The following is a 26,542-nucleotide window of genomic DNA, read 5'->3' on the forward strand; positions in this document are numbered from 1 at the left end:
TCTTAGTGCGAATGCCCGGGCACACTCTCCCGAGCGAGGCGCTCCACGAACGCATCCAAACCCATGTTCTCGCTCTTGCCGGCGCGGTCGTTCACGTTCACCGCGCGGGCCGCGGCCTCCTGCTCGCCGACCACGACGATGTAGGGAATCTTCATCTGCCGGGCGCGGTGCTTCTTCGGGCCGATCTTCTCGGCCGAGTCGTCCAGCTCGACCCGGAAGCCGCCATCTTTCAATCGCTGCGTCACCTCACGGGCATACGGCTCGCTTTTCTCGCTGATGCTGGCCACCACCACCTGCACCGGCGCCAGCCAGACCGGGAACGCGCCTTCGAAATGCTCGATGAGAATCCCGATGAACCGCTCCATGCTGCCGAACGGCGCCCGGTGGATCATCACCGGACGATGCATGCGATTGTCGCGCCCGACATACTCCAGGCCGAACCGCTCCGGACCGTTGTAGTCGCATTGCACCGTGCCAAGCTGCCACTCACGGCCGATGCAATCCTTCACGACGAAGTCGATCTTCGGGCCGTAGAACGCCGCCTCGCCGACTTCCTCGGTCGCGCTCATGCCGCTGGCCGCCGCGGCCGCGCGGACCGCCGCCTCCGAATCGGCCCAGCCCTTCGGATTGTTAATGAACTTCTTGTCGTTCGGGTCGTGCAGGCCGATCCGCACACGGTATTCCTTCAGGCCGAGCATCTCCAGCACGTAGCGCGTCAGGCTCAAGCACTTGGCGAGTTCGTCCTGCAATTGCTCGGGCGTGCAGAAGAGGTGCGCGTCGTCCTGCGTGAAACCGCGAACGCGCGTCATGCCCGACAGCTCGCCCGACTGCTCGTAGCGATAGACCGTGCCAAACTCGGCCAGCCGAAGCGGAAGATCGCGATAACTGCGGGGCTCGCTGGCGTACAGGCGCATGTGATGCGGGCAGTTCATCGGCTTCAATAGAAACCCGTCTTCTACCTTCAGATTCTCACGAATCACCGCGAGGTTGTGATCGCGATTTCCCGGCGCAGGATTGAACCGTCGCGCCTCCGGCTGATCCGTATCACCCAGCAGCTCATTCCAAAGACGCCCGTTGGCCGCCTTCAGCTCGTCCAGCAGACGCTGCTCGCCGACCGGCATCGGTTGATCGTCGCCGCGCTCGTACTCCGCAACCCATAGCTCGTTGAGAATTCGCGCCGTGTCGGTCTCGTACAACGGAGGGAACTGCGCATCGCGATAATACGGAAAATGCCCGCTCGTGCGATACAACTCCAGCCGTCCGATATGCGGCGTGAACACCGGCTGGTAACCCTGCTCGCGCAGCTTGCCGCGGAGATGTTCCTCCAGCAGCAGGCGCACGGTCGCCCCCTTGGGCTTCCACAGAATCAGCCCGCTGCCTGCCAGCGGATCGATCGTAAACAGGTTCAGTTCCTGACCGAGCTTGCGGTGATCGCGCTTCTTCGCCTCTTCCAGCCGCGTGAGGTAGGCGGCCAAGTCCTTCTTGTTGTGAAACGCCGTTCCATAGACGCGCTGCAACTGCTGCTTGGTCGCATCGCCGTGCAGAAACGCCCCGGAAACCGTGAGCAACTTGAACCCGCCGATGCGCCCGGTACTGGGAATGTGCGTCCCCATGCAGAGGTCCTCCCAGTAACGCCCCGGTTCAGGACCGGTGACGTAGAAGCTCAATTTATCGCCCTTGGCGCGCTCGGCGTTCTCCACCTTGTACGGATTGCCCTCGCGGCGAACTTTTGCAAGCCCCTCGTCGCGGCTCATCTCATAGCGCGTGAAAGGCCGATCTTCCGCCACGATCTTCGCCATCTCGGCCTCGATCGCCGGGAAATCCTCCGGCGTCAGACGCCTCGGCAAATCAATATCGTAGTAGTAACCGTCCTCGACCGGCGGGCCGTAAACCAACTTCGTCTCGGGCCAGAGTTTGCAGATCGCCTCGGCCATGACGTGCGCCGTGCTGTGCCGCAGAATGGTCAGCGATTCGTCACTCTTGTCGGTGATCAGCCAGAGCTTGCAATCGCCGGAAAGCGGCGTCGCCAAATCAAGCATGACCGGCCCGCCGCCGAAATCGGCCTTCGCGCCCAGCGCGGCCTTGGCCAGTCCGGCGCCGATCTTTGCCGCCACATCGCGCGCCGTGGCGCCGTCGGCGTGTTCGTGGATCGATCCATCGGGCAGGGTGACTCGAATCATTCCATGGCGCTCCTGGCGCGGGCATACCTGGAATGGCGACCGTCCGCGCGCGCGGAATCCGCGAGCGCAGCCTGGCTGCGCAGAGCGCATTGCGGGTTGTGCAACCCCTGCGCAGTCACGATGTTCTGGATTTGCGGAACAAGATTGCGATCGCCACCAGTCAATGGCCCAATGAGGCCGTACCCCCCGGATTCATCATCAACACTATAACATCGGCAGGCTCGGCGTCAAGTTTAAACAGCTCCGACGGCCAGGAACCCGCGCCAACCACACGGTCAAATCAAGGTCCGACCTTGAACCCGCTGACCAGACCGAACCGCTGGACCACGTCCGGCGCCATGTTGGAAAGGTTCTCGGTCACCGTGTTCTGCGGCAGCCATTGGTAGGGGTTTGAGAAGTCGAGATCGCCCATCGTCGTGGCATGGCCATCGAAATAGACGAGATTGCCCTGAAAGGCGTTGGCCTTGGCGCCGCGAGGCGGGATGCCGGTGCTGTGTCGGAATCCGTAGATTCGGGCATCGACATTCGCGGCCGTTCCACCGCCGTTTCCAGGAGCAAAGCGGCGGTCCCACGAACGCGACCCCGCGAGCGTGCCCAGAAAATGCGGACCGCGGTCGGAAAAGGCACCGCCCCAAGTTGCGTTCAGACTCAGATCGTAGTCGGGCGTCTGGTTGATCTCGGAGTACTTGCCGCCATCTGCGAAGAGCACCTTGTTCGCCGGATTGCCGACGAGGCTCGCGCGCGGCTTGTAATTCATGGGAAGCTTGGTTTCAAACGAATTGCTGTAGTACGACGTGGCGTTGCCATCCCCGGGGAAGCCTGCTTCGGTCGCGGACGTCGCGTTGATGTACAGAAAATAGACACCCATATTATAACTGATCATGCGGTTCGTGCCGGCGTTCGGCCCGGCGAAATGAGTGGCGAGAAACTCATTCGCCGCACACAAAAACGCCTTGTGGGTGCGAATCGCGTTGAAGCGACGGGCGACACCGCTGTTCGTTCCATCGCCCTCGGGAAGATCAATCCCCATCTCCTTCGCCAAAGATCCCATGAAATCCCATCGCTGCACAGCCGCGCCGTACGCCACCGTCGGCATCGGTTGACCCCACAAATACGCTCCTGACGTGCTCGGAGCCCCCACAATCTGGTCCTCGTTGGCCGTCGACCAGGCGTGAGACGCCTGCGCCAAGCCCCGAAGCGTCGCCATGCAGGTGGTCTTCCGTGCAACCCGCATCGCACCCGTCATCGCCGGCAACAGCAACGACACCAGCAGCGCGATGATCGAAATGACCACCAGCAGTTCAATCAGCGTGAACCCACGCGATACACGGCGGGACATCCTCGCACTCCGCTTCGCTGCGACCAAGGTCATCACGCGCTTACCTTCCTTCCCGTGCGGCCGCCTCCATCAACTCCGCCGGCGGCTGGGGGTTGTGTCCCACGACTTCATGCCCGCAATCCGGACAGTATGTCTTCTCTTCCGTCTCCGGGTCCACGCGACGCTTCCAGAGAACCCACGTCGGCTTGGTCTTTGCCTTCGTGTACTCGCCGTTTTCGTCCTTCACCCAATAGCATGCCTCGCCGGCGTAGGCGTCCATCTTCCCGCAGACCTTGCACTTGATCGGCTCGACTTCCCCTTCGTCGATCGTGTGCTCGAAAGACTTGCCTGTCTCGGCACAGACATAGAATCGCTGCCGGGCAGACGCCGCGGCCGAGTCTCCGCCTAAATTGTACCACGCCACCCCCGCCGCCAGCACGAAAATCCCGCCCGCCACGGCGAGTTTGACCTTGCTATTGCCGTCGCCGGTGTCGTTGGCAGCCAAGATGCGCTCCCACAATTACCTGATCGCCAGCCGCCCCCGTTCGAGGCAGCCGTCCTGAACACTTGATTCGCCCCGCAACCCGATCGTTCAGGGCCGGGAAGAACCAGAGACAGGCCGGGGCGGGACAACCCATTAAAAAGCAGCGGCAACCCCGTCGGACAGATAGTTTCACCAAGCCCGGCGGGTCTTGCAAGCGCAGATCGGGTTAAGAATCAGTCAACGCGCAGGCCGCGCCCCGCCGCCCATGGTTGAAAACTCACAGGTCCGCCCCACGGAATCCATCCGTGTCCCAGTTGAGGGCGGCCTCTACCTTGCAGTGGGTATCGACGTAGTGTGGGGAATCCCGTGCAGATATGATGACCGCTGCGTTATACCTGAATCGCCGCCCGTTCGTGGGGCGGCCCAGCCGATTCGTTCACGGGAGTGACCCATGCGCAGATTCGTCGTCCGTTCGGATTCGTGCCTCACTGTTTTCACGCTTGCCGCATCCGTGGTGTTGTCGCTGGTCGCGTCGCACCGCGCCCGCGCCGGGGAGACGATCACCTACCCCAAGACGAAGACCGTCGAGCAGGTGGACGAGCTTCACGGCCGGAAGATCGCCGATCCCTACCGCTGGCTGGAGGACCTTGACGGCGCGGACACCAAGCAATGGGTCGAGGCGCAGAACAAGGTCACGTTCGGCTACCTCGAAACGATCGGCCCGCGCAAGCTGATCAAGGAGCGGCTGACGAAGCTGTGGAATTACGAGCGCTACGGCACGCCGTTCAAGGAGGGCGGGCGGTACTTCATCTCCAAGAATGACGGCCTGCAGAATCAAAACGTCTTCTACACGATGGAGACGCTCGACGCCGAACCGCAACTGCTGCTCGATCCCAACACGTTTTCGAAGGACGGCACGGTCGCGCTCTCCGGCATGGCCATCAGCGAGGATGGCAAGCACCTGGCCTATGGCGTGTCGGACGCCGGGTCGGACTGGCAGACGTGGAAGGTGATGGACATCGCGACGCGCAAGGAACTGCCCGACGTGATCAAGTGGGTGAAGTTCTCCGGGGCTGACTGGACGAAGGACGGCAAGGGGTTCTTCTACAGCCGCTACGACGAGCCGAAGGAGGGCAACGCGCTGTCGAAGGTGAATTACTACCACAAGCTGTATTATCATCGCCTCGGCGATCCGCAGGAAAAAGACACGCTCATCTACAAGCGCGACGACCAGAAGGAGTGGGGCTTCGGCGGCAGCGTCACCGAAGACGGCCGCTACCTGATCGTTCACATCTGGCTGGGCACCGAGCGGAAGAATCGCATCTATTACAAGGACCTGACGAAGGCCGACGCCCAGGTCACGCCGCTGCTGGATGACTTCGACGCCGAGTACGACTTCATCGACAACGAAGGCCCGGTGTTCTGGTTCAAGACGGATTTGAACGCCCCGCGCGGCCGCGTGATTGCGATTGATACGACCCGGCCGCAGCGCGAGAACTGGAAGGAGCTGATTCCCGAAGCGAAGGAGACGCTCCAGGGCGTGAGCGTCGTGGGCGAGAAGTTTTTCTGCAACTACCTGAAAGACGCGCAGACCGAGGTGCGCATCTGCGGGCTGGACGGCAAGTTCATCCGCAACGTGGACCTGCCGGGGATCGGTTCGGCCGGCGGCTTCGGCGGCAAGCGGAAGGACAAAGAGACTTTTTACTCATTTACGAGTTTTTCGGTGCCCGGCACGATTTATCGCTACGACATCGAAAAGGGCCGCAGCACCGTCTTCAAGCAGCCGAAGGTGGATTTCAATCCGAACGACTACGACGTGAAGCAGGTGTTCTACAGCAGCAAGGACGGCACGCAGGTGCCGATGTTCATCGTCCATCGCAAGGGCATCAAGCTCGACGGGAATAACCCGACGTACCTGTACGGCTACGGCGGGTTCAATATTTCGCTGACGCCGAGCTTCTCCGTCAGCAACCTCGTCTGGATGGAGATGGGCGGCGTCTATGCGATGGCCAATCTGCGCGGCGGCGGGGAGTACGGCAAGGCCTGGCACGACGCCGGCCGGCTGCATAATAAGCAAAACGTCTTTGACGACTTCATCGCCGCGGCCCAGTGGCTCATTGAGAACAAATATACCCGCCCGGCCAAGCTTTCCATCGGCGGCGGCAGCAACGGCGGCCTGCTGGTCGGCGCGTGCATGACCCAGCGGCCCGACCTGTTCGGCGCGGCCCTTCCGGCTGTGGGCGTGCTGGACATGCTGCGGTTTGAAAAGTTCACCATCGGCTGGGCCTGGCGCAGCGACTACGGCACGGTCGAGAAGAAGGACGATTTCGAGTACTTGCTCACGTATTCGCCGCTGCACAATCTCAAGAAGGGGACGAAGTACCCGGCCACGCTGATCACCACGGGCGACCACGACGATCGCGTCGTGCCGAGCCATAGCTTCAAGTTCGCGTCCGCCTTGCAGGCCGCGCACGAGGGCGACAACCCCGTGCTGATTCGCATTGAGACGCGCGCCGGGCACGGTGCCGGCAAGCCGACGATGATGATCATCGAGGAGCAGGCCGACCGCTGGGCGTTTCTCGTCAAAGCCCTGGACATGAACGAATCGGCGATGAAGCTCGGCGCGACCAAACTGGATCCGGCGGAGCCGACCCGTCGCGCGGATTGAGGTTCGCGGAGAATGCCGCTTCCGTGGCGCGGGGATGCCGACCTTCAAGAACCATGTACCGTATCAACGCCGAGCTATCGATTCCGCTGCGCGAGCTGCGCTTCACGTTCAGCCGCAGCAGCGGTCCGGGCGGCCAGAAGGTCAACAAAGTCTCGACGCGCGTCACGCTGCTGTTCGACGTGGCGCACAGCCCCTCACTGACCGATGGGCAGCGCGAACGACTCTCACGCGCCTTGGCATCGCGCCTGACGCAGGATGGCGTTCTGCGAATCGACGCGGGCGAAGCGCGATCGCAAGCCGCCAACCGCGAGATCGCCCTTGAGCGGTTCAACCGGTTGCTGGCCGGCGCGCTGCGCGTTCACAAAAAGCGAACAAAGACCAAGCCGACGCGCGCGTCGATCGAGCGTCGCCTGGGGGAGAAGTCAAAGCGCAGCGAGCGGAAGCGGTGGCGCTCCGGGCGATCCCACACTTCCGATTCCGATTGATCACGCCGCGCTCGTTCGATTGCTTGCGGAATCGGCTCTTTGAATCAGGTGAGAAACGGATTGTGCCGGCGTTCGCGGGCGATGGTCGTCACCGGCCCGTGACCGCTGTAGGACTTCGTCTCATCGGGCAGCACGAGCAGTCGCTCCTTGATGTTGCGAATCAGCCGATCGTGATCGCTGTGATGGAAATCCGTGCGTCCGATGGAGCTGTGGAAAAGGGCGTCACCGACGATCACGACGCCTGCCGCGGCGCAGTACAGGCTGCGCCCGCCCGGAGAATGGCCGGAGGTGTCAAGAATATGCCACGTCGAGCCGTCCAGCTCAAGTGAGCCGCCGTGCGGCAAATCGATACTCTCTTTCACGCCTGTTGAGAACGGAATGCCGATGTCGGCGGAGAGATTCTCGCGCGGGTCGTTCAGCGCCTTGCTTTCCTCGTTGGCGATGTACACGGGCAGGCCGCTGAATTGGCCGAGAATCTCCGGAATCCCCGCGATGTGATCGGCGTGGGCATGCGTCAGCACGATCGCGGCGGGAGTCAGCTTATTCTTCGTCACCTGCCGCGCAATCTCCGACGCCGACGGCGGCAGCCCGGGATCGATGATCCAGCACGCGCCGCCCGTCCGGCATGACACGATGTAAGCGTTTTCGCCGAAGCTCGGCTCGGTGACGCAGTGAATCGAAACCGGGTTGGCCATGGCGTTGAGCATGGGGTTGCAGATCAGCGAGACGAATCCGCGTCAACGTAACTCAAGATGCGGCGACCGTCGAGCACCAGAAAGGCCCCGTCGCGCAAATACAAGCCGCCGAAGGACAACAACGGAGGCGTCACAATGGACACGCCACCGGCCGATGCCTCGCCTTGCTTTCGCGCGATGCGCGTGCGTCGCGGCTGCCCGCTTTCCAGATCAAACGCCAGGATTCGCAGGCTGCGCGCCCGGTCGCGCGCCGTCGCATCGCTTGGCATCGTCGTCGGCTCATCGGACAGCGATCCGAAGGCCGCGTATTCGGCCCGTGCTTCGGCTGCGCCGGCTTCCACGATTGCGATCACGGCATCGCGTGCGACCCGCGGCGGATCGACACGCAACAATCCGTTCACCGTCTGCGACCAGAGCGTTTGCCCGTCGGCCGCATCGAGCACGGTCAACCGATTCGACGACGCGGTGACGAGCCGACCGTCGGAGAGTTCGGCCCAAAGCGGGTCGCCCCCCGACTCGACGAGCGACGCGGACGTCCAGATCGGCAATCCGTCGCGCAGCTCGTACTTCGTGATTCGCCCGCCATCGTGGCCGATCAGTACCCCTTCGGAATCGACTTGTAGCGTGCCGAGCAAAAAGCGTTCGTCGCTGGTCAGGGTCCAGGCCGCCGCGCCGCTCGGCAGATCGTAGCAGGTGATGGCGTTGGAGGTGACTGCCAGAAGCGTGTCACGCGGAGTGAATTGCACGGACTGGATCGGCCACTCGTCGCCCGGACGCAGCGTGGCGACCGGCCGGCCCGACGCGGCCTCCAGCACGGTGATCGCCTGCGATCGCTCCTGCCATGAGGTATGACAAACATATGTCTCATTGGCGGTGAGTTGGCCGCCGACCGGCAGCCGCACCGCCGCTCGCCAGCGCACGCCGCCGTCGGCCAAGTCGATGGCGACCAACTCTCCGTGATCGTCGGCGCTGAACAGCCGCGTCGGCGTCAGGGCGTGCATGGAGTAAGACGCGATCTCCTCCGGGTCGGATCGTGGATCGGGGCGGGCCTCCTCGCCGATGCTCCATTCGACCCGGCCGGTCGCGCGCGCGACGGCAAAAAGCCGCTGCGGCGTGGCGAAGATCAGTCGCTCGCGGTCCATGCCAAGCAAGGCGGGCTGCACCGCAACGACCGGCGCATCGCGCCAAATCGTCCGCCCGGTGGCCGCGTGAATGTATTCCAGACGTCCGTCGGTATACAGCGCAACGCCCTCCCAGGTGGTCCCGGGCAGCCGAGGAAAGACCGGTTCGAGAATGGTCGCATGTTCGCCAAAGACCCGCTGGTGCGACGCATCGGCCGCGATCGTGGCGAGGTCGTGGGCCGGCTCGCGTGGCGGCCCCTTCGGAAACATCGCCTGCATCATCGATGCGAACGTATGCGTCGCCCCGCGATGTTCGAACTGCGCGGTCGGAAACCGTCGCACCCCGCGCGCCAGCCATTGCGCGGCTTCCCGCGCCTGACCGGCTTCGCGCAGCGCATCGCACAACTCGGCACATAAGCCCGGACGCTCGAATGCGTCCGCCCGCCGTGCGCTGCGCCGAAGCGCGTCCACCGCTTCATTCCAATCGCCCTGGCGAGCGGCCCGCCGCGCGAAGGTTCGCAGCGCCGTCGCGGCGGCTGTGCTGTTCGGAAACGAATCGGCCGCTTCCAGCAGGTCCGCCGCGTCGGACGATTGCTCCGCGCGGGCCAGCCGGTCCCGCGCGCGCTGCTCCAGCGAGTCGTACACTGCCGCCCCGCCTTCATGGCGAAGCCGATCGATGCAGCGCATCGCGACGAAGCCCGCCGGCTGACGCGGAACCTCTGATTCGCCGATCGGCTCGTTCCCGGCGACCGGCGGCAGCAGGTTCGCATCCAGCTCCACGCGCACCCGGCGCAACGTGGGCTGATTGAGAACCTGTTGGTACTCCTCGACCGCCTCACGGAGTTTGCGAAGCCGGCGCAGTACAAACGCACGCTCGAATCGGTTGACGATCTCCTCCTGCGGACCCGTCGCACACGCCCCGGCCAACTCCAGCAGCGCGGCGGATGCCTCCCACCCGCGCCGTGCTTCATCCTCCGCCGCGTCGACGCCGCTCCGCGCAATGAGAGCATATTCAGTCAATTGTCGATACAATCCCCGCCGCGCCGGTTCGTCACGCAAGCCTGACGGACCGCCCAGCCGCGCGATCGCCTCGCGCGCCGCGCGCAACGCCGTTTCGTAATCGCGCGCCGCCAGCGACAGCTCCGCCATCGCCAGGGCCGGCTGCGCATCGTCGGGCCGCTCGCGCATCCGCTCCGCGATCCGCTTCATCGCCGACGCGCGCGAATCCAGACCGCACACGCTCAACGCCGAAGCCGCCACGATCTGATCCGGCAACACCAGGACATTCCCGGCGTCCTCCACCGACCAGCGGTACGGACGCGGCGGACCGCCGTCGAGGCTCATCTGCACCAGCGCGCGATCCGTTGGAATCAGCAACCCCTCGCTCGTCACCGCGCCGCGACCGAAGACCTGGCCGCTGTCCAGCGGCCTCTGCCAGGCAATCCGCCGCGCCGCAAGGTCGTAGCAAACCACTTGCGAGCCCGCGAGATACAGCCGGTCGTTCGCCACACCCAGGATCACCTCCGGCAGGTGGGCCGACTCCAGCGACAGACGAAACTGCTCGCGTCCGCTCAACGCGTCGAAGACAAAAATCTGATCGGCATCCAGCGGCGAGACGATCAGCGAATCGCGCCACACGATCGGAGGCTGGTAGTGCCACGACCGCGCCGGCCTGCCCATGCGCGTCGGCCAGAGTCCCTCCGGCGCCTCGGTGAATTGCGAGGTATACGTCGTGAGCCAGACAACGCGGCCGGTGTGGCGGCTGACCGCCGCAACCGCTCCCAGATTGGTGGCGACAAAGACCAGATCGCCCCACGCGGCAGCGTGCGTCAACGTCGCGCGGTGATAGCCGTAGCTGCCGGTCGCGGCTTCGGCGATGTGCGTGGCGAGTTCCAGCGCGCCGCTTGCGGCATCGATCCGCAGCAGGAGACAGGCCTCGAATCCGAAGGCCTTTCGCCGCCGTGCGATCGCATAGAGCTTGTCGTCGATCTGCAACGGCGCGCCATCCAGCCGGAGACGCTCGAACGCGCCGACCAGACCGTTCAGATCATTGCGCCAGATCACCTTGCCTGTCGCGGCGTTCAGGCAGACCAGCGTCGCCAGTGTGCCGGGCGATTCGCCCTCGCGCGGCGCCGCCGGACGCTCCAGATGAACGTACAAGCGCCCCGCTTGCAGGAGCGATGTAAACTGTGGCGGCGCGTCATCGTCCGACATCCACGCCCCGCCGGCGCTCTCTGCGCCCTCGAGCGTATAGCGCCAGACCTCGCGACCGGGGTCGTTCGGATCAATCGACCACACGCGCGTGGCATCGTGTAAAAAAACAAGTGTGCGACCACTGCCCGGCGGCGCCTCGCCCGCGACCGCACAGGCAGCCAACAATCGGCCGCTCTGCACCGCGCGCGTCACGGCATCGCGACGCGCCACGGAAGACTCGTACCCCTCGAACGCATTGTCCAGCGCGAGCCGCTCACGATCGGAGTAACGCCACAGCCTCGCTTCGGCGCGCGAGATCGTGCGGCTTGCACCGCGCCGCGCCGACCCGCCGCAAAACGCCCCGGGCGTCGAGTTGAAATCATCTTCCGGCGACAAAGCGGCCGAACCCTCCAGCTCGCGCTGCACGCCGCGTAGAAAATCCCGCAGCAACTGCTCACGGCCCGCCCACACCACGGTCGGCCCGCCGCCCATCGACAGTTCGCGCTCCAACGCCTCCAGCGGCGCCCGATCGCCCGACCACACCGCTGCGCACGCCGCTTTCGCTCGCCATCGCAATCCGCTTCCGCGGCGGCTTGGATGATGCGCCGAAAGCTCCATCCACCACCGCCGCGCAGCCTGAAGATCCCCCGCCGCCAGCGCCCGTTCCGCCGCCTCGTCCAGCGCCTCGCCGCCGGCCAACGTCGCAAAGGCATCGGCTGCGACCGACAGCAACTCCGCCATCGACGACGACTGCCTCGCCCGACTCAATCGCTCCCGTGCCGCTGGGCCGATCGTCTCTTCCAACGCCTCCAACCCCGCATCCGGCCACGTGCACATCAGGCGATTGACGTGCTGCCGAATGGTGACGTACACCCCATCCGGCTCCTCGATCAGGTAATCACCGCCTTGCGTCGCCAGCTCATACAGGGCCGTCGCCGCAGCCGCATGACGGCCCGATTCAGCCAATCGCACCGCCGCGGCCAATTTCTCCTGAATCTCAAAACTTGTATTCAGAAACGCGCCGGCACTTTGACGCGGAGGTTCGCCCGGCCCCACGGCTTGTCCCCAGCCAACCGCAGGCCCGAGCCAGCAAAGCACCCATAAAGGAGGTACGAGTCGCACCGGTTCTGTCCTGTTCCGGGCACGCCGAGCATGCGCCGCGTGATCCACGAACCCTCCTGAATCATAAGCCCACTGGGGGTTCGTCTGTAGCGCGTTCGATCGGCGCGGGCTGAACCATGCCGTTCTCCTCCATCAGCAGCCGAACGTGATAAAAAAAGCCGCGATCCGGTCGGACCGCGGCGAAGAATACTTCCGTGATTAGCGATGCGGGGCGGTCAGTTCAAGCATGCGCGACCGGCCGCGACGAGTAGCCTCCCCAATTATCTCCTCGTGCCGCTCCCGGCTCGCCGGGGACCGACCACCGCGGCTAATCATCCCGCTTCTTGGCCTTCTTGCCGTGCTTCTCGAAGAACTTGCAAAGTTCCTCGGCCGACGATTCGGCCAGAGCGCCGTCACCCGTGCGACTCGCCTCGCTCTTGGTCGCGATCTGCACGCGGCCGACCTCGGCCCCGTTGGCCTTCAGGTAATACAGCACGATGGCGTGCTTGTCGGGGAAGACCGATCCGCCCTTGTTGAACCACATGATGTGCGGCTCAATGGTCAGCGTCGGCGAACCGCCGCGGAACGGCGCGTCGTCGCCCATGGTCAGCTCTTCCTTCAGCGCCTTGACCAACTCGCTCTTGAAGCTCGTCGAGACGAGGCCGCCCAGTTCCGTCTGGGGCTGTTCGATCGTGACGCCGGCATACTGCGAATAGCCGCTCGCACCGGTGCCCGGCACGATGTCAAAATCGCTGCTCGCGCCCTTGGCCTCCTTGAAGGCCCGCTTCGCGACGGTCGTGCAGCCCGAACCGGCCAGCACGGTCACAGCCAGAAATCCGCAGACGATGAACTTGCGCATGGTCTCTCCTCCTGTCGGTTGCGAGGTTCGTTTGGTTGAGTCCGCCGGTACGTTTCGATGGGCTGTCAAACGACAGCGGCTGGGATTGTATGTCGAGGGGGCAGGGCGTCAAACACGGCGATTGCCCTGATTCGCAGCCAAGAAAAAAACGCCGCCCCGCCTGTCAGGTCGACAAACGGGACGGCGCGAGGAGCTACGTCAAACCAATCCAGCACAAACCGGCGGCAAGCCGGTGTGGGGACGTCACGGGATGATCACGATTCCCAGGACCGCCTGAAGGATGAACAGGATCGTGCCCCAGAAGAAGAACCCGTAGAAAAATGTCGCCAGCAGCGCCGACACAAGGAAATCGAATCCGCCGTCCAGCGCCTTCACGCCGCCGGTCGCCGTGTCGACGCCGGAACCGTTGCCCGAAACGACCGACTGTCCGCCGATCGGTCCGCCAGCCTGCGCGTCCAGCGCGGCCGCCGCATCGAGCAATTCCGCGTTGGCCTGCTTGAAGGCATCGAGCGTGTTTTCGTCGGTTGTCGCACTGCTCGTCCAGTCGGCCGGGCGGTTCCACACCGCGCCGTTGGAGTTGGCGATCCGCGTGATGTGCTTCGCGGCGTCGATCGAGACCTGGATCAGCTCGGCCCCGCGGCCGATCGTGATCTGCCGCAGCGCGACCGTCTCGCCGGAATCAAATCGCCCGCTCATCTCCCGCACGCTGTCGGGAAAGATTACGCGAAACGTATTCGTCGTCGGGTTCACCAGCACGGCCGTCGCGCCGTCAAATGCCGTGCCCGCCAGCGACTGCGTCAGGGCATGGTCGGCCGTCAGTTGCACAAGGTACGAGCCGTCTGCCAAGATGACCGGGGCCGCGCCGCAGCCGGCCCAGTATTGCACATTGAGAATGAGGGCGATGCAGACAATTGACTTGGTCTTGAACAGCATACGGCGCAGTGATCGCTTCATCAGATTTCCTCCTGAAATAGGGTTTCGCGGCCCGGTGATCCCTAGAGCACCAGGTCCAGCACGACCACAACCTGGAACACAAAATAAAGCGTGAGCAGAACGCCCCACGGCGCGAACCAGACGTAGCTCAACGCCAGAAACGCGAACGGAAACGACGAGGCCGTGTCCTTGCCGAACTGCGCCCCGCCCTGGTCATCAATCTGTTGCGCCATCGCGATCAGGTCCGCATTGGCGTCCAGATACGCGTCAATATCCGAAGCCATAGCCTTGGCACCCGGTGCGCGAGGGGCCGTCGGAGCCGCCGGCGCCGCCGTGCTGACGCGCTGCCAGCGCGCGCCCGCCGACGTGTCGATGTCGGTGATCTCTTTCCGGCTGTTGATCTTCAGCGTCACGACCTGGCCGCCCTGGCCGATGGTAAACGAGCTGACGTAGGCCTGGCCCTCCTCGGTCGTTGCGAACTTCCCGGAAAGTTGCGTGTTCGTGTCGGGATAAACCAGCCGGAAGCTGTTGGTTGACCGATCGACCTGAATCGCCGTCGCGCCGTCGAAGGGCGTGCCGGCCAGTTGCTGGGCCAGCGGATGATCGGCCGAAAGTTCGAGGGTCTCGGTCGATTCGGGCAGGAACAGGGCCGACTGGCCGCAGCCGGTGACGACGACGAGGTTGAAGACCAGCGCGACGCCCAACAGGGCCTTGGCCTTGAAGAGGTAGACCTTGGTTGCGGAACTCATTTTGTAATCCCTCCCAGATAGGTAGAACAAATGCCTGCCTTGCACGATTGCTTCTTGCGCTACTTAAACATGGCCGCAGAGAAATTGGCCCACAATCCGACGGGTCCCCCCCGCCGAGCGCGAAGCGCCCGATCCCGCACGGCCCGTTGCGTGGTGCTGCGTCGGTCGCGCGGGATCAAACCGAATCGCATAAACGACTTATAACAAAAACGGGGCGGAAAAGTCAACCGATTTCGGATACGCAAAACAGACATTATCGGGTCATGGTTTAACAGGTTTACCCATCGGAATTTCGTGAATTCGTAGTCATGTAGGCGGTGCCTGCCGCATCGAGTCTACCATGATTGGCGGCCAAACCCCCTCCATGCAAGCCGGCCAACAAAAGCCGGCTGATTGCTGGAGGTCGCACTTCATAAGGAGCCGGTGCATCGATAAGGTTTGCGATGCCCACCTTGCCATCTGGGACAACGGGAATGCGCAATCCGCGAAAGTAACGCCGTCAAGCCCGTTGGCCGTGTGCCCTGGCTTGCGATAAAATCCTGATTGACAAGCGCTAACGGTTAAATACAATCGCTCGATCGACGGTTGGGTTATCCGGTTGTCGCCATACGCATGGCCAGCGTAACCTTGACGGACGTGACAAAGGTTTACCCGGGCGGCGTGAAAGCGGTCGATCGGGTCAATTTGTCCATTGGCGACCAGGAGCTGGTGGTGCTCGTCGGGCCTTCGGGCTGCGGCAAGAGCACGACGCTTCGCATGGTTGCCGGTCTGGAGGAGATCAGCAGCGGGACGATTCGCATCGGTGAGCGGGTCGTGAACGACGTGGCTCCGAAGGATCGCGACATCGCGATGGTCTTTCAGAACTATGCCTTGTACCCGCACATGTCGGTGTACAAGAACATGGCCTTCAGCCTGAACTTGCGCCGGCGCGAGTTGGGGTTGTCCAAGGCCGACATCGACAGGAAGGTCCGCCAGGCCGCGGCGACGCTGGGCATCGAAGCCCTGCTCGATCGCAAGCCGCGGGCCTTGTCCGGCGGTCAGCGGCAACGGGTCGCGGTCGGCCGGGCGATCGTGCGAAGTCCCAAGGCGTTCCTGTTTGACGAGCCGTTGTCAAACCTGGACGCCAAGCTTCGGGTCGAGATGCGCAGCGAAATCAAGCGGCTTCAACGTCAGTTGAAGACGACGACGATCTACGTGACGCACGACCAGGAAGAAGCCATGACGCTGGGCGACCGCGTCGTGGTCATGAAGGATGGCATCGTGCATCAGGCGGCCCCGCCGCTGGACGTTTACGAGCGGCCGGTGAATCGCTTTGTCGCGGCGTTCATGGGAATGCCTCCGATGAGCTTCATCGAGGGTCGCCTCGCGACAGACGGCGGCAAGCGATCGTTCACGGATGGACGCGAGACGATTCCGCTTTCGCCGCGCGGCGCGCAGTGCGTGGCGGATCGAGCAGACGGGCCGATCGTACTCGGCATTCGGCCCGACGCGTTCTCGCCCCGGCCACACGCCGGGTCGGACGCGGCCGATGGAAACAACGCCCGGCTGGCGGTGACGATTTCGCTGGTCGAGCCTTTGGGAGATCGAAAGGACGTTTACATGACCACGTCGGCCGGTCATCGGCTGGTGGGTCGCGTGGACGCTCGATCGGGTTTGCAGGAAGGGCAGGAGGTTTCGATGTACATCGACTTGAACCGCGTCCACCTGTTTGAGACGGGCGAGACCGGCCGGAATCTGACGGCCGCCGCGCCGATGCAGATCGCTTCGAAGGAAAGCGGCCGTGCCGAGTAATCCGGCTGCTTTCAAGTCCCCGTACGGGGTGCGCACCTCGGTCCCATCCGCGAGGAGGGGTCAAATGGTGTAGTCGCTTCGCGACAACGCACGACCGCACGGGGCGACCGCGGCCCGCTGGCAATCCGCGGTCAGGAAGCGGGCATCGACGTTGGCCCGCTTTTTTGTTTGGACGGAAATAGAGCGAATCGCGACGCGCCAACGTCGCTGATCGCTCACACCGGCGAGCGCGGCCGCGGAAACCGCCGCGCGACAAGTGAATAGGAAAGACGAGACATGAATCCTGAAATGATCCGCATCGTCGACGGGCTGGCCCGCGACAAGAATATCGACAAAGACCTGGTTCTGGGCGATTTGGAAGCCGCCATGGAATCAGCCATCCGCAAGAAGTTCGGCCAGGACGAGGAAGTCACCGTGGCCATCGACCGGATCACCGGCGCGATCGAGGCGACGGTCAACGGCGAGCCGGTCAGCATGGCCGATCTCGGGCGCATCGCGGCGCAGACGGCCAAGCAGGTGATGATCCAGCGCATCCGCGAGGCAGAGCGCGGCAGCATTTTCGAGGAGTTTTCCGAACGCAAGGGGACGATCGTAACGGGAACGGTCGCGCGGGTTGAAGGCGGCGCGCTGATCGTGAACATCGGGCGCACCGAGGGCTTTCTGCCGCGCAGCGAGCAGATTCCGGGCGAGACGCATCAGCCGGGCGAGCGCGTGCGCTGCTTGATTCTCGACGTGCGCGAGGCGCCGCACCAGGTGAAGATCATTCTCTCGCGGAGCCATCCGGATTTCATCCGAAGGCTGTTCGAGCTGGAAGTCCCCGAGGTCGCCGAGAAGATCATTGAGATCAAAGCCCTGTCGCGCGAGGCGGGCTATCGCACGAAGGTGGCCGTATCGTCAATTGATACAAAAGTCGATGCCGTCGGCGCGTGCGTCGGTGTGCGCGGCAGCCGCATCAAGAACATCGTGGACGAGCTCAACAACGAGAAGATCGACATCGTGCGGTGGAACGAATCGTCGCAGATTCTGATCAGCAACGCGCTGAAGCCGGCCGAGATTCAGGACACGGCGCTCTGCTTTGAACTGGGTCGGGCGACGGTGGTGGTGCCCGAGGAGCAGTTGTCGCTGGCGATCGGCAAGCGCGGGCAGAACGTTCGCCTCGCGGCGCGGCTGACCGGCTGGGACATCGATATCCTGACGCCGAAGGAATACAACAAGGGCCTGGATCGCCTCGCCTCGACGCTGAAGAAGATCGAGGGCGTGGACGAGATGATCGCCGAACGGATCAGCCTCCTGGGCATGATCAGCGTGGCCGACGTGGCGGAGGTGGGGACCAAGCCGCTGATCGAAGAATTGAGCCTCACCGAGGAATTGGCCGCGAAGATTGTCGAAGCCTGCGCGGCCGAGGCGAAGCTCGTGGAACAGGAAGCCGCGGCCGAGAAGTCGGCGGCGGCCCAGGCCTTGGCGGAAGCAGCGGCACAGCCGGCGGCGCCCGTCGAAGCCGAAGGCGCGGCGGAGGCGACGGACCCAAGCGCGGAGTCGGTCGGCGAGACGGAAGCGCCCGCTGCATCCGAAGCATCCGGCGAGGCGCCGGTGGTAGAATCGAACGAGAGCGTGACCACGAACGGCGAATCGCCGGCGGCGGTCTCCTGACGAACGTGTGGCGGAGGAAGTTGGATCGAGGACGTTTGGAGAAACGGTTTGGCTGAAAAAAAGTTACGAATTCATAACCTTTCGAAAGAACTGTCGGTGAGCAATCAGGCCATCATCGACAAGTGCCGCGCGGAAGGCATCGACGTCAAGAACCACATGCACGTGCTGTCGGCCGGTCTGGCCGCGACGATCCGTGAGTGGTTCAGCGACAGCGCGCAGCACACGGCGCTGGAAGAAGCCAAACCGGTCGACCTGGAAAAAGTGCGCGTGCGCCCCAAGCGCACGACCAAGTCCAAGAAGGCGGAATCGGGCGAAACCGAAGGCGATGCGGCCGTCGCCATCGAAGAGGCCGCCCCGTCGGTCAAGCCGGCGCGCGTCAAGCCCGCCGCGAAGACCGAAGAAATCGCGCCGTCCGCCGAACCGAAAGCACCCGCGGTGCCGATCCTTGAACCGGCATCGCCTGCTGCCCCCGCTCCGCCAGTCGCCGCCGAAGCGCCGCAGGAGAAACCGCCCGCCGCCGAGCAGCCTGCTGTTGCGGCCGAAGCGCCCTCCACAACCAACGCAGTGCCAGGCAAGCCGCAGCCCCAGAAGGCGGTTGCCGGACCGCAGAATGTCCCGATGCCGGCGAAGCTCTCCGGACCGCGCATCGTGCGCATCGACAAGCCGGACGTGATCGCGCCGCCGCGACCAGCGCTGCGTTCGCCTCGCATGGGTCCGCGCCCCGGTGGCCCGCCGATGATGCGAGGCCCCGGAGCCCCTCCGACCAACGAAGCGCGTCCGGGCCAGCCCCGGCACGTCCGCGGCAAGATGGAAGCCGAACCGACCATCGACGAGATCGCCGAGAAAAAGGTGCCGAAGCGCGGCGGCATCAAGGACCACAGCGACGAAGTCAACGAGAAACTGCGCGAATGGCGCGATCGCGATCTGATCGAGCGGCGCGATCGACTCGCGCATGCATCCGGTCGCGGCATCGGCGGCTTGCGCGCCGACGAAAAGGCGCCGACCCGGCGCGGCGGCGGCAGTCAGCGCTCCACGCCGATGGCACGCAAAACCGCGGCCACGGTCAGCGAACCGATTTACATCAAGGATCTTTCGCGCGAAGCCGGAATTCCCGTCAGCGATCTGGTCAAGAAGCTCATGAACGATTTCGGCGAGCTGGCAACGATCAACAGCGTCATCGACACCGAGCGGGCTCAACTGATCGCCGCCGAATTCGGCATCGAGCTGACCGTCGTCAAAGCCAAGACCGGCCTGGAACGCCTCATCGAAGAGTATTCCGAACTGAAACGCACCAAGCTGGCCCCCCGTCCGCCGGTCGTGACCGTACTGGGCCACGTGGACCACGGCAAGACCAGCCTGCTTGACCGAATCCGCAGCGCGAACGTCGCGGCGGGCGAGGCCGGTGGAATCACCCAGCACATCGGCGCCTACCGCGTGAAGGTCGGCGATCGCTGGGTCACGTTCCTCGACACGCCGGGCCATACGGCCTTCACCGCCATGCGCGCCCGCGGCACCAACATGACCGACGTCGTCGTGCTTGTGGTCGCCGCCGATGACGGCGTCATGCCGACGACGATTGAAGCGATCAACCACGCCAAGGCCGCCGGCACGCCGATCGTCGTTGCGCTGAACAAGATCGATCTGCCACACGACCTCAATAAGATCTACGGCCAGCTTGCCGCCGAGGGGCTCTCGCCCAGCGAGTGGGGCGGCGAGACCGACGTGATCAAGACCTCGGCCATTTCCGGCGAGGGAATCGACGATCTGCTTAGCCACCTTGCGACGCTTAGCGAAGTGCTCGATCTCAAGGCCGACCCGACCCTCCCGGCCTCGGGCACGGTGATCGAAGCGCAGCGGACCGAAGGCGCGGGCAACGTCGCGCGCGTCCTCGTGCAGGAAGGCACGCTGAAGGCGGGCGATCTCGTCGTCTGCGGCAGCGGCCACGGCCGCGTGCGCGCGCTGAAGGACGATCGCGGCAAAACCATCAAACAGGCCGGTCCGTCGACGCCGGTCGAAGTCATGGGGCTATCCGATGTTCCGCAGGCCGGTGACCGCTTGCTCGTGGTCGACAGCGCGCAGCGCGCGAAGGAGATCGCCGAGGAGACCGGCCGCCTGCGACGCGAGGCCGCTTTGATTCGCTCGGCCAAGCCGACCAATCTCGAAGCCATGCTGGCCAAGGCGAGCGAGGGGCAGATTCCCGAGCTGCGCGTCATCATTCGCGCCGACGTGCAAGGCAGCGTCGACGTGCTGAAGAAGACGCTGTCCGAGTTCCCGGCCGATCAGGTCAAGCTGACCATTCTGCACGCCGGCGTCGGCGCCGTAACCGAGAGCGACGTGGTGCTGGCCGAGGCGAGCAACGCCATCATCATCGGCTTCCACGTCGTGCCCGATGCCGCGGTAACGCGCCTGGCCGAGTCGAGCGGCGTGGACATCCGCACCTATCGTATCATTTACAACGTCATCGACGACATCCGCAAGGCGCTCGAGGGGCTGCTGACGCCCGACGAGAAGATCGAGTCGCGCGGCCGCGCCGAGGTGCGCGAAGTGTTCAACATTACGCGTGTGGGGCGCATCGCAGGCTGCTTCGTGCGCGACGGCGTGATCCAGCGGTCGCACAAGGTGCGCGTGCTGCGCGACGGCGTGATCGTGAAAGACATGGGCAATCTCGATTCGCTCAAGCGGTTCAAGGATGACGTGAAGGAAGTGAAAGCCGGCTTCGAGTGCGGCATACGTGTCGAGAACTTCGACGACGTAAAGCCCGGCGACGTGATCGAGGCACTGGAAGTCACCAAGGTGGCGCGAACCTTGTAAGGCGAATCGCCGCGGCGCGCGCGTGCGTTTCCCGCGACGCGAACGGGCAACCATGGTCGTGGGCGTGCTGCAACTTTCGCTGGCGATTCCGGGGGCGATGTCGCTCAAGGACAAGCGCCGCGCCCTCAAGAGCCTGAAGGATCGGCTGGCGGCGCGGCACAACGTCAGCGTGGCCGAGGTGGATCACCTCGACGCGCTGCGTCAGTCGGTGATCGCGGTGGCGATGGTGTCAAACGATCGGCGGTTCACCGAATCGTGCCTGGCAAAGATCGTGGACGACGTGCAGAAGCACCGGGACGTGGTACTTCAGGACTATGGAATCGAATTGAATTGAAGGCGGACACGCCGGGCGGCTTGGGTCGTCGGCGGTCCTGGGTCTATGTCGCATCGAATCGGTCGGGTCGCACATGTGATACGGGACGTGGTCAGCGATTGCATCGCCAATCGGCTGTCCGACCCGCGCATACAGCGCTTCACCAGCGTGACGCGCGTCGAGCTTTCGCCCGATCTGCGCATCGCCTCGGTGCATGTCAGCGTCATGGGCACCGCCGCCGAAGCACGAACGACCATGCAAGGCCTGGAGAGCGCTCGCGGCCTGGTGCAGACGCGCCTGGCGAAGCAGCTCGACATGCGCCAGTGTCCGCTGATCCGATTCATTCTCGACGAAGGCCTGAAGAAAGCCGCCGACCTGATTCGACAGATCGACGAAACGATGGCTCAAGATGCCGCGGCACGCAGGATGAGCGGCGGCGGCGACGAGGAGCCGGACGATCTCGACTTCCCCGACGAAATCGACCCTTTGGATGAAAGCGACCGCGACGACCGCGGCGCAGAAGCCCCCGGAGACGATCCTCGATGAAGCAACATGCGGAATACGCGGCAAAGGTGCGACGGCTCGTGGGCCGGATGAAAAAGGAAGAAGCCGCGCCCGAACCAGCCGAGATGAAGGACATGATGGACCTGCTGCTGCACTGCATCTTGAGCACGCGGGCCGCCGAATCGCGTGCGCACACCGCCGTGAGCCGACTCCGCTCCGGCACGGTGGACTTGAACGATCTGCGGGTCAGCAGCCCGACCGAAATCGTCGAGCTGATCGGCGCCGATTACCCGATGTGCCGTCTGGCTGCGGAGGAAATCTGCGCGACGCTGACATCCATCTTCAATCGCCGGCACAGCCTCGATCTGGAATTTCTTGAAAAGAGTTCGCGCAAGGCCACGGAGACCTTCCTGAATTCACTCGCCGGCCTCGGCGCGCACGCCAAGGCGCTCTTCATTCTCCGCTCGGGCAAGGGCAAGGCCCTGCCGATCGACTGGCACATGTACGCATACCTGCAAAAGAGCGGCGCCGTCCCGATGGAGATGGACATCGACGAGGCGCACAAGTTCATGGCCGCGCACGTCAAGGAAGCCGAGATGGAAAGCTTCTACCTGAAGCTCAAAAAGTTCGCCGGTGCGCATGCGCCCAAGAAATGGCCCGAAGCCAAGGCGCCCGAGCCGGAGGCAAAACCGGTGCCCGCAACTGCCCCGCCGCCGCGCAAATCCGTCAAGGAAATGGCCAGGGAAATCGTCCGAAAGCGAAAGGCCTCCGACGCCAAACCCAGCCGCTCCCCGGCCAAGTCGGCCGCGCGATCCGGCAAATCGTCCGCGCGGAAGAAGTAATGCACCCCCGCCAGTTCAATCGCCCTGCAACGCTCGCGCGCTCCTGGGATATACTCTCCTGCGACGGGCGACGTCCCGGGGCGAGGCGGCGAAATCATGTACACGGTCTTTTGCGAGTCCCTGCGCGGCAACGCGTCGTGGGCGATGTTCATCGGACTCATCCTTTCGGCTGGTTGCGCCGCGCCGTCTGCTCCGCCGCCCGTTGGCATTTCTTCGAGCGCGCCGGACGAACCGGCGAACGACGCCGCGCCCCAGCGAGCAGACCGCGCTCGTACCCCTCTGTCCGACATTCGGCCGATTCCCGATTTTCCGGCCCCTGCCGCCGACGGCGCCGCAGCGCCATCGCCGGCCGATCGAGCCGCGGTCGAGCGCGAGTTGGCCCGCGCGAAGCGCCTGTTCGGCGAACAGCTCTGGTCCGACGCGCAAGAGGCCGCGGCGCGCGCCGCCGCTCTTGATCCGGTCAACATCGACGCGCGCGTGCTATTGGCCCGCGCCGCCATTCAACTGGGCGACACCGCCAAGGCGCGAACTGCACTCGAGGAAGCGCAGCGCCGTAGCCCACGAAACGCCTCCGTGCAATACTGGCTAGGCGAACTGGCCTGGCAGGAACAGAACGCCCCGGTCGCCATCGCGCACTTTCGACTCGCGCTTCGCGCGGCGAGCGATCCGGCCGTCGAGCCGTGCCTCGTGCTGACCTACTTGTCGTTGGCGCAGGCCCTCCAGCGCGAGGGCTACCTCACGGCTTCGGCCCAGCAGTGGCAAGCTTACCTCGACGCAGTCAAGGCTCCCTCGCCCGCGGCGCGCGCCCTGCCCGAATTGCAACAAGTCATCCCCCTCTATCGCGGCAAGGCCGCCGCGCAGCTCGGTGATCTCTACACGCAATTGGAAGAACCCGCCCAGGCCGTGGAAGCCTATCGCCTCGCGATTGCGGAACAGCCGAACGAATCGTCGTATCGCGCGGCCTTCGCGCTGGCGCTCGCTCGAGCGGGCCGCGCGGAGGAAGCGCTCGCTGCCGTGCGCACGGCGACGGCCGCTCCGAACGACGCCGCTGCAACAATCAAGCTCCTTGAACAAATTTGCGATGCGCTCAAACAGCCGGATCGATTCGCATCGGAGCTGGTGGCGCTGGCCGAAGCAAGCGACGACCCCGCGCTGCGCCTGCGAACCGTGGAGACGCTCAAGGAGGCAAATCAGCCTGAAGCCGCCGCGCGCCTGCTGGAAGCCTACATCGCCACGAATCCCGACGACGCGAAGCAGCTCGAGTTGGCGCGCCTGTGGGGCCGATCGAAGAAGCCGGACCTGGCCCTGGAGGCGCTGGGCCGATTGCTCGCGGCGCGTGCCGCGGCCTACCGCGACGCGGTGGTCCTGCTTCACGAATGGGGCGAGGGCGCAGAGTCGCGCGCGTGGATCGACGCCGCGCGCCGGCGCATCGCCTTGCCACACGACGGTGACAAAAATGTGTCACTTGAAAAATTCGTGCTCGGCGTGCTGCTGGAAGGCGCCAAGCAGATCGAGCTTGCCGGCGAACAGTTCCAATCCGCCGCCGCCGCCGCCGCGCCGTTCGCACCCGCCTGGGTCATGCTCGCGCGGCAGGCGGCCGATCAGGAGAACTGGCCCGCCGTGCTCGACGCGATCGCCAAGGCCGTCGCCGCCGGTTGCGAGGACTCCCTCGCGCTCACCCTCAAAGGCCGTGCGCACGAAGCCCTCGACGAGATGGAAGCCGCCGAAGCCGCCCTGATGGACGCCTTCGGAAAAGACACGAAAAACTCGGAACCGCTTCGCGTGCTGGCCGACGCCGCCGAACATCGCGGCGAAGCCAGGCGTTGCGAGCAGTTGTGCCGTCGCATCGTGGAAGACGTGGATCCGCGTGACGCCACCGCGCGAGAAAAACTCATCCGCCTGTACGTCAATGCCGGCCGCATCGACGACGCCCAGCAGCACTTCTCCGATTTCGAGCGGCTTGGCCAGTCGGGCGCGGCCGTCGATCGCTGCAAGGCCCTGCTGGATTTCGTCACCAGTCGATCCGCCTCCGGACAACGCCGACTTGGCAACTACCGCCGCGCGCTGCGCAAGCTGCTGGAAAAATATCCCGGCGACGCCGATACGCGCGTTGATCTCGCCTTGAGCCATCTGGCGGAGGGCGACTACGAATCCGCCGAGAAGGAACTTCGCGCGGCGCTCGACCAGGCGCCGTCGGATCGGCGGGCTCTTCAGATGCTCGCCACGGCCCAATCGCGCCAGTTGGAGTTTGACGGCGCCGAGCAAACCGTCCGCCAATTGCTCAAACGCCGCCCGCGCGATCTGGGCTATCACCAGCAACTGGCCGAGCTGCTCGTCGATCAGGATCGCTATGACGACGCAGCCGAAATCCTCGAAAAACTGCTCGCGCGAGACGATCTCAAGGCCTCGCGCCCGCTCTATACCGCGCGGCTGCTGGATGTGCTCCTCGCCGGCAAGAGATTCGACCGCGCCATCGAGGTCGCCCGCCGCTGGCTCGACGAAGAGCCGACGGATACGACCCGCCGACAGGCCTACCTTGTCACGCTCAACCGCGCCAAGCGACACGATGACGCCATCGCCGCGGTCGAAGGCTGGCTCAAGGCCGAGCCGACCAGCGACACGCTCCGCGCCGTGTATCTCGATCAACTGCGCCAGGCGCACCGCATTGATGAGGGCCTGACGCGCGTGCTCGACTGGCTCGCCGAAGAGCCTGATGACCCCGGATTGAACCAATCGCTTGTGCGGCTCCTCTGGGCGGCGCGCGACTGGGACAGCGCGATCGAAGTCGCCACGACCGCCGCCGAACACCCGCCCCACCGCGCGCGCTTCGAGGCCATGCTCGGCACGACCTATCAACTCGCGCGCCGCTACGACGACGCCATCGCCTTCTACCGCCGCCGCATCGACCGCGACGAGGGCGAGGCCGCCTATCGCGAACTCATTCTCATCCTTATGGTTGCCGAGCGCTTCAGCGAAGCGGAGAAGACCATCAACTTCCGTCTGTCGGCCCTTCAGCAACTCCGCGACACCGGAGAGGAAAACGTCGACGGCCCCATGCTCTGGCTGCGAAACCGCCTCGCACAGGTCTATCAGCAAACAGGGCGGCCCACGCAGGCCATCCAGCAACTGGAGATGATCCACCGCGACCTGCCGACCGATGCCGGCATCAACAACGACCTGGGCTACACCTACGCCGATCTCGGCCTCAAGCTCGACAAGGCCGAGCGCATGATCCGTCTCGCCCTCGCCGAGCAGCCGCGCAACGCCGCCTACCTCGACAGCCTCGGCTGGGTGTTCTACAAGCGTGGAGATTTTACCCGCGCCGTGTCGTTCATCCAGCGCGCCGTGCGGTTGCAGGAAGACGATCCCGACCCGATTCTCTACGACCATCTCGCCGACGCGCTCTACCGCGCCGGCCAACCCGACGAAGCACGAATCAACTGGCAGCGCGCCTTGTCGATTCGCGGCGAAGGCGACTTGGCCGACCGCGAGGATCAAACCGACGGCGCAACATCGCAACCGGCGACCCAGCCGGCCCCTCAACCTGCTGATGACGCCGCCGATTCGGAGACGGACCGTCCGCCGACAGCCGAAGAGCGCCGGGTGCTGGATCGCATCCGCGAAAAGCTTCGCCAACTCGATGCGGGACAGACTGTTGACACCGCGCCCGTCGGGGAAAAAGAGGCCGCGGAGTAGATTGACCCGTCCCACCGCGAATCCGCCGTGGCCCAGACGCGCCCCCGCGAAGCGGTAGCATCCAATCATGCGTCAAACGAATGGCAGTCAATTCCCGACATTGTGACGTATTTTCACAATCGCAATCTGTCAAAAAGATTTGACACGCG

17 protein-coding genes and 1 pseudogene are annotated in these 26,542 nt (G+C 64.4%); 9 read left to right on the forward strand and 9 right to left on the reverse strand.

The window, feature by feature from the left end; translation table 11 throughout:
- Positions 1-2: 2 nt before the first annotated feature.
- The 4 genes and pseudogenes from HRU71_08290 to HRU71_08305 all read right to left on the reverse strand — a co-directional run bounded on the left by HRU71_08290 (position 3) and on the right by HRU71_08305 (position 4,003).
- The gene (locus tag HRU71_08290; protein ID QOJ04962.1) at positions 3-2,039 is read right to left on the reverse strand and encodes a threonine--tRNA ligase; all 2,037 of its coding nucleotides are present in this window, start codon (positions 2,037-2,039) and stop codon (positions 3-5) included.
- Positions 1,986-2,270: pseudogene (locus HRU71_08295) on the reverse strand (TGS domain-containing protein). Before HRU71_08295 ends, HRU71_08290 begins: the two are co-directional and overlap by 54 nt.
- A gap of 190 nt (positions 2,271-2,460) precedes the next feature.
- Positions 2,461-3,552: a type II secretion system protein gene (locus HRU71_08300; protein QOJ03481.1), complete on the reverse strand. Its 1,092-nt coding sequence runs from the start codon at positions 3,550-3,552 to the stop codon at positions 2,461-2,463.
- 7 nt (positions 3,553-3,559) lie between these two features.
- Positions 3,560-4,003 (reverse strand): hypothetical protein, encoded by a 444-nt coding sequence (locus HRU71_08305; protein QOJ03482.1) that lies wholly within the window; start codon positions 4,001-4,003, stop codon positions 3,560-3,562.
- Positions 4,004-4,433: 430 nt separating this feature from the next.
- Between HRU71_08305 and HRU71_08310 the strand changes: the two genes are divergently transcribed.
- Both HRU71_08310 and arfB read left to right on the forward strand, forming a co-directional pair.
- The gene (locus HRU71_08310; protein ID QOJ03483.1) at positions 4,434-6,650 is read left to right on the forward strand and encodes a S9 family peptidase; all 2,217 of its coding nucleotides are present in this window, start codon (positions 4,434-4,436) and stop codon (positions 6,648-6,650) included.
- 53 nt (positions 6,651-6,703) lie between these two features.
- Entirely contained in the window at positions 6,704-7,135 is a 432-nt protein-coding gene (gene arfB, locus HRU71_08315; GenBank protein QOJ03484.1) for an aminoacyl-tRNA hydrolase, read from the forward strand.
- A 44-nt stretch (positions 7,136-7,179) separates the two neighbouring features.
- On the opposite strand, the gene HRU71_08320 is transcribed toward arfB, so the two are convergent.
- The 5 genes from HRU71_08320 to HRU71_08340 form a co-directional block, all read right to left on the reverse strand.
- Positions 7,180-7,842 (reverse strand): MBL fold metallo-hydrolase, encoded by a 663-nt coding sequence (locus tag HRU71_08320; protein QOJ03485.1) that lies wholly within the window; start codon positions 7,840-7,842, stop codon positions 7,180-7,182.
- An 11-nt stretch (positions 7,843-7,853) separates the two neighbouring features.
- Positions 7,854-12,266: a PQQ-binding-like beta-propeller repeat protein gene (locus HRU71_08325; protein ID QOJ03486.1), complete on the reverse strand. Its 4,413-nt coding sequence runs from the start codon at positions 12,264-12,266 to the stop codon at positions 7,854-7,856.
- Between the two features lie 307 nt (positions 12,267-12,573).
- A complete protein-coding gene (locus tag HRU71_08330) occupies positions 12,574-13,104 on the reverse strand; it encodes a hypothetical protein (GenBank protein QOJ03487.1) in 531 nt (176 codons plus the stop codon).
- Positions 13,105-13,347: 243 nt separating this feature from the next.
- Positions 13,348-14,058: a hypothetical protein gene (locus HRU71_08335; GenBank protein QOJ03488.1), complete on the reverse strand. Its 711-nt coding sequence runs from the start codon at positions 14,056-14,058 to the stop codon at positions 13,348-13,350.
- Positions 14,059-14,099: 41 nt separating this feature from the next.
- Positions 14,100-14,786: a hypothetical protein gene (locus HRU71_08340; protein QOJ03489.1), complete on the reverse strand. Its 687-nt coding sequence runs from the start codon at positions 14,784-14,786 to the stop codon at positions 14,100-14,102.
- 612 nt (positions 14,787-15,398) lie between these two features.
- Between HRU71_08340 and ugpC the strand changes: the two genes are divergently transcribed.
- The 7 genes from ugpC to HRU71_08375 all read left to right on the forward strand — a co-directional run bounded on the left by ugpC (position 15,399) and on the right by HRU71_08375 (position 26,393).
- Positions 15,399-16,577, forward strand: coding sequence for a sn-glycerol-3-phosphate ABC transporter ATP-binding protein UgpC (gene ugpC, locus HRU71_08345; GenBank protein ID QOJ03490.1), 1,179 nt, complete (start codon positions 15,399-15,401; stop codon positions 16,575-16,577).
- Positions 16,578-16,853: 276 nt separating this feature from the next.
- Complete coding sequence (gene nusA, locus HRU71_08350; GenBank protein ID QOJ03491.1) at positions 16,854-18,227, forward strand: transcription termination/antitermination protein NusA; 1,374 nt, start codon at positions 16,854-16,856, stop codon at positions 18,225-18,227.
- Positions 18,228-18,275: 48 nt separating this feature from the next.
- On the forward strand, positions 18,276-21,038 hold the full coding sequence (gene infB, locus HRU71_08355) for a translation initiation factor IF-2 (GenBank protein QOJ03492.1): 2,763 nt from the start codon (positions 18,276-18,278) through the stop codon (positions 21,036-21,038).
- A 52-nt stretch (positions 21,039-21,090) separates the two neighbouring features.
- Positions 21,091-21,372 carry a DUF503 domain-containing protein gene (locus tag HRU71_08360; GenBank protein QOJ03493.1) on the forward strand — a complete coding sequence of 94 codons (282 nt, stop codon included), beginning with the start codon at positions 21,091-21,093 and terminating at the stop codon, positions 21,370-21,372.
- Positions 21,373-21,459: 87 nt separating this feature from the next.
- Positions 21,460-21,897 (forward strand): 30S ribosome-binding factor RbfA, encoded by a 438-nt coding sequence (rbfA, locus tag HRU71_08365; GenBank protein QOJ03494.1) that lies wholly within the window; start codon positions 21,460-21,462, stop codon positions 21,895-21,897.
- The gene (locus HRU71_08370) at positions 21,894-22,697 is read left to right on the forward strand and encodes a hypothetical protein (GenBank protein ID QOJ03495.1); all 804 of its coding nucleotides are present in this window, start codon (positions 21,894-21,896) and stop codon (positions 22,695-22,697) included. The genes rbfA and HRU71_08370 overlap by 4 nt, the downstream gene beginning before the upstream one ends.
- Positions 22,698-22,793: 96 nt before the next feature.
- Complete coding sequence (locus tag HRU71_08375; protein ID QOJ03496.1) at positions 22,794-26,393, forward strand: tetratricopeptide repeat protein; 3,600 nt, start codon at positions 22,794-22,796, stop codon at positions 26,391-26,393.
- Positions 26,394-26,542 lie beyond the last annotated feature (149 nt).

The sequence above is a fragment of the Planctomycetia bacterium genome, from assembly GCA_015200345.1.
Taxonomy (GTDB): domain Bacteria; phylum Planctomycetota; class Phycisphaerae; order UBA1845; family UTPLA1; genus PLA3.

What these genes read in the sequence shown, in the direction of transcription:
- HRU71_08330 (QOJ03487.1), bottom strand. Translation starts at nt 13,104, where the DNA reads ATGCGCAAGTTCATCGTCTGCGGATTTCTGGCTGTGACCGTGCTGGCC.
- HRU71_08320 (QOJ03485.1), bottom strand. Translation starts at nt 7,842, where the DNA reads ATGCTCAACGCCATGGCCAACCCGGTTTCGATTCACTGCGTCACCGAG.
- HRU71_08335 (QOJ03488.1), bottom strand. Translation starts at nt 14,058, where the DNA reads ATGAAGCGATCACTGCGCCGTATGCTGTTCAAGACCAAGTCAATTGTC.
- HRU71_08340 (QOJ03489.1), bottom strand. Translation starts at nt 14,786, where the DNA reads ATGAGTTCCGCAACCAAGGTCTACCTCTTCAAGGCCAAGGCCCTGTTG.
- ugpC (QOJ03490.1), top strand. Translation starts at nt 15,399, where the DNA reads ATGGCCAGCGTAACCTTGACGGACGTGACAAAGGTTTACCCGGGCGGC.
- arfB (QOJ03484.1), top strand. Translation starts at nt 6,704, where the DNA reads ATGTACCGTATCAACGCCGAGCTATCGATTCCGCTGCGCGAGCTGCGC.
- HRU71_08375 (QOJ03496.1), top strand. Translation starts at nt 22,794, where the DNA reads ATGTACACGGTCTTTTGCGAGTCCCTGCGCGGCAACGCGTCGTGGGCG.
- nusA (QOJ03491.1), top strand. Translation starts at nt 16,854, where the DNA reads ATGAATCCTGAAATGATCCGCATCGTCGACGGGCTGGCCCGCGACAAG.
- HRU71_08310 (QOJ03483.1), top strand. Translation starts at nt 4,434, where the DNA reads ATGCGCAGATTCGTCGTCCGTTCGGATTCGTGCCTCACTGTTTTCACG.
- HRU71_08300 (QOJ03481.1), bottom strand. Translation starts at nt 3,552, where the DNA reads ATGACCTTGGTCGCAGCGAAGCGGAGTGCGAGGATGTCCCGCCGTGTA.
- HRU71_08360 (QOJ03493.1), top strand. Translation starts at nt 21,091, where the DNA reads ATGGTCGTGGGCGTGCTGCAACTTTCGCTGGCGATTCCGGGGGCGATG.
- HRU71_08290 (QOJ04962.1), bottom strand. Translation starts at nt 2,039, where the DNA reads ATGCTTGATTTGGCGACGCCGCTTTCCGGCGATTGCAAGCTCTGGCTG.
- HRU71_08370 (QOJ03495.1), top strand. Translation starts at nt 21,894, where the DNA reads ATGAAGCAACATGCGGAATACGCGGCAAAGGTGCGACGGCTCGTGGGC.